This window comes from Mycobacterium sp. TH-M82, from assembly GCF_057473605.1.
The window spans coordinates 1-3,000 of the sequence record NZ_JBYCKY010000152.1; the positions used below are offsets into that span (position 1 = coordinate 1).

4 protein-coding genes and 1 pseudogene are annotated in these 3,000 nt (G+C 66.2%); 4 read left to right on the plus strand and 1 reads right to left on the minus strand.

The features are described 5' to 3' along the window. The 4 genes and pseudogenes from AC2VON_RS04480 to AC2VON_RS04495 form a co-directional block, all read left to right on the plus strand. A pseudogene (locus tag AC2VON_RS04480) lies at nucleotides 1-305 on the plus strand (hypothetical protein); the annotation flags it as partial. 92 nt (nucleotides 306-397) lie between these two features. After that, entirely contained in the window at nucleotides 398-625 is a 228-nt protein-coding gene (locus AC2VON_RS04485; RefSeq protein ID WP_486951865.1) for a FitA-like ribbon-helix-helix domain-containing protein, read from the plus strand. After that, entirely contained in the window at nucleotides 622-1,011 is a 390-nt protein-coding gene (locus tag AC2VON_RS04490) for a type II toxin-antitoxin system VapC family toxin (protein WP_486951866.1), read from the plus strand. Before AC2VON_RS04485 ends, AC2VON_RS04490 begins: the two co-directional genes overlap by 4 nt. 456 nt (nucleotides 1,012-1,467) lie before the next feature. Continuing rightward, on the plus strand, nucleotides 1,468-1,623 hold the full coding sequence (locus AC2VON_RS04495) for a hypothetical protein (protein WP_486951867.1): 156 nt from the start codon (nucleotides 1,468-1,470) through the stop codon (nucleotides 1,621-1,623). 10 nt (nucleotides 1,624-1,633) lie between these two features. Here AC2VON_RS04495 and AC2VON_RS04500 read toward each other — a convergent pair. Continuing rightward, a partial coding sequence (locus AC2VON_RS04500) for a beta-propeller fold lactonase family protein (RefSeq protein ID WP_486951868.1) occupies nucleotides 1,634-3,000 on the minus strand: 1,367 nt, incomplete at its 5' end.

Sequence of the window (3,000 nt, forward strand, 5' to 3'; positions counted from 1 at the left end):
TCCGTCCGGCTGACCCAGGCACTGCAAGGACAGGGGGTCAAAGCCTTGACCTGACCATCGAACAGCCGGTGGCGGCCATCCCCATCATGGGCAGATCCGTGGCCGCCACTGGGCAGTTCTTATTGGCCACCGGGGGGCAGTTCTCGTGGCCGCCAGTGGGCAGGTTCCGATGTCCCTTGACAATTGCCACCGCCGATGCGCAAACCGCCGCGATCTGCGCGTGTCGACAAGCGACGTTAGCCACCCGAAACACCAGCGACTTCGACGCCACCGGTATCACCCTGATCAACCCGTGGACCATTTGATAGGCAACATATCGGTTCGTGGTACGTCACGCATCGGAGATTCCCACGGCCTTCGACCAAGGTGGGTAGAACATGTGAGATATGCTTTCTACATGTCATCGATGGTTCAGATCAGAAACGTGCCCGACGAGCTGGTTCACGAGCTGAAGACCCGGGCCGCGGTGCAGCGGATGAGCCTCAGCGACTTCCTGCTCGCCCGGCTGGGTGAAATCGCCGAAGAACCGGCTCTCGACGACGTCCTCGATCGCCTGGCGGCGCTTCCGCGTCGGGATCTTGGCGTGTCCGCGGCTGAACTGGTCGGCGAAGCGCGATCGGAGTGATCGTGCTCGACGCTTCGGCGGCTGTCGAACTCGTCTTGGCGACCCCGCCGGGAGCCGCGGTGGCGCAGCGGTTACGAGACGAGACAGTGCATGTCCCCGCCCACTTCGACGTCGAGGCAGTCGGCGCCATCCGTCGGGCGGTCATTCGTGAACTGATCAGCGACCACGAGGGTCTGGTCGCCGTGGCCGATGTTCGGGGCCTTTCGCTGCGTCGTTGGCCCACAAAGCGTTTCGTTCAGCGTGCCTACCAACTGCGCAGCACCCATACCGTGGCCGACGGCGTCTACGTCGCGCTCGCGGAGGGCCTTGCCGCGTCGTTGATCACTTGTGATCGGCGACTCGCTGCATCCCATGGCCATGATGCGAAGATCGAATTCGTCGCCTGAACCCGGCCCGCACCCAGGGCCAACCAATAACGCATCGAAGCGGCATCGTCAGACCCCGATGCGATCGCCGGCAGCCTCGCCGCGGGTCGCCGCGATACCGAGATCACCTTCAGCCTCGTTTCTGTACTGCTGCACCGAATATCTCTCCGGTCGGCCGTCTCCTGCTGCTCGACACCGGCCTCGATGACGAGGATCGGGCGGTACTGGGCCAGCGGTACGGATTTCTCGAATTCGACGGTCCCTATTGGCTGCATCTTGGTGAGGGCTGGCGGTTTTTCGTCCCCGAGGCATACCTGACTCGTTTCACCGCAGTGCTTGATGCCGAACCGGCGGTGTTTCAGGTCGGCGTCAACGTCGCCGATGCGCCGGGCTCACCGGCGCCTGCGCGGACGAGGACGCAGTGCGCCGGGCTCCCCCCCGGCGCCGGTCGCTACCTGCTCACCGAGGCGCCCGCCCGTGGGCCGGCGATGTTCGACACGACACGACTGGACTGCGCCGGCGGTGCGTTGCAGCACCGACCCCGATCCGATCGCCGCACTCTGCGCGCGAGCAGCCGCCGCCGGGCTACCCACCGCTAGCGTCGACGAGGTGCTGGGCATCAAGGCAGCCTGACCTTTCCCGATCAGTTGCCGACGCCGACTGCCCCTATCCCGGCCGGCTGGCTGCCGACGGTGACTCCGCCGACGAGTGTGTTCGTGGACGGGTCGACCACCGACACGTCCCCAATGTTGCCGTCGGCACCGTTATTGGTGACGTACACGTCGCCGTTGGGATACGTCAGCACCCCGTAGGGTTTGTCGCCGCCAGCACCGGAGATGGTGGCGATGACCTGGTTCGTGCTGGGGTCGATCACCGACACCCCGCCCCCGTTGTTGTTGGCGACATAGATGTCGCCGGCGTTGGGACCAGTGGCACTCACCGTCACCCCGAACGGCTTCTTGCCGACGCCGATGGTGTCGACGACCTGGTTGTCGGAGGGGTCGATCACCGACACCTCGTGAGCGTTGCTGTCGGTGACGTAGATGTCGCCGGCTTCGGGGCCGGTGGAACTGACCGTCACCCCGAACGGTTTGCTGCCGACGCCGATGGTGTCGACGACTTTGTTGTCGGAGGGGTCGATCACCGACACGCTGTGACCGTTGTAGTTGGTGACGTAGATGTCGCCGGCTTCGGGGCCGGTGGAACTGACCGCCACCCCGAACGGCTTGCTGCCGACGTCGATGGTGTCGACGACTTTGTTGTCGGAGGGGTCGATCACCGACACCTCGTGAGCGTTGCTGTCGGTGACGTAGATGTCGCCGGCTTCGGGGCCGGTGGAACTGACCGCCACCCCGAACGGTTTGCTGCCGACGTCGATGGTGTCGACGACTTTGTTGTCGGAGGGGTCGATCACCGACACGGTGCCACTGTTCTCGTTGGTGACGTAGACATAGCCGGCCTCGGGACCGGTGAGACTCACCGCGAGCCCAGTCGGTTTGCTGCCGACGTCGATGGTGTCGACGACCTTGTCCGTGGACGGGTCGATCACCGACACGGTGCCACTGTTCTCATTGGCGACGTATATGTCACCGGGGACCGGGGTCGTGTAGCTTTGGCCGGGCTTGCCGGTCTGGCCGGGTTCCCCGCCGCTGCCCGGCGTGTCGCCGGCACCGGGTGCACCACCCTTGCCGGGTGTCCCGGGCTCACCGCCAGCTGGGTGACTGCTATCGCCGTTGGCGCCGTTGCCGGCGTTGCCGCCGTTCCCGCCGTTCCCGCCGTCACCGGCATTGCCGGCGTGACCGCCGTGGCCGGTTGCCTGACCGCCGTTACCGGCGTACCCGCCGTCGCCGCCGTTGCCGCCGTTACCACCGTCTTTGCCGGCATCCGTCGGGCTGTAGCCATTGCCGCCGGTGCCAGCGGATCCGCCCGCACCTCCGTCGCCGCCGTTGTTGCCGGCTCCGCCGTACCCGCCGTCGCCACCGTTGCCGCCGGTGCCGCCGGCCGGGTCGG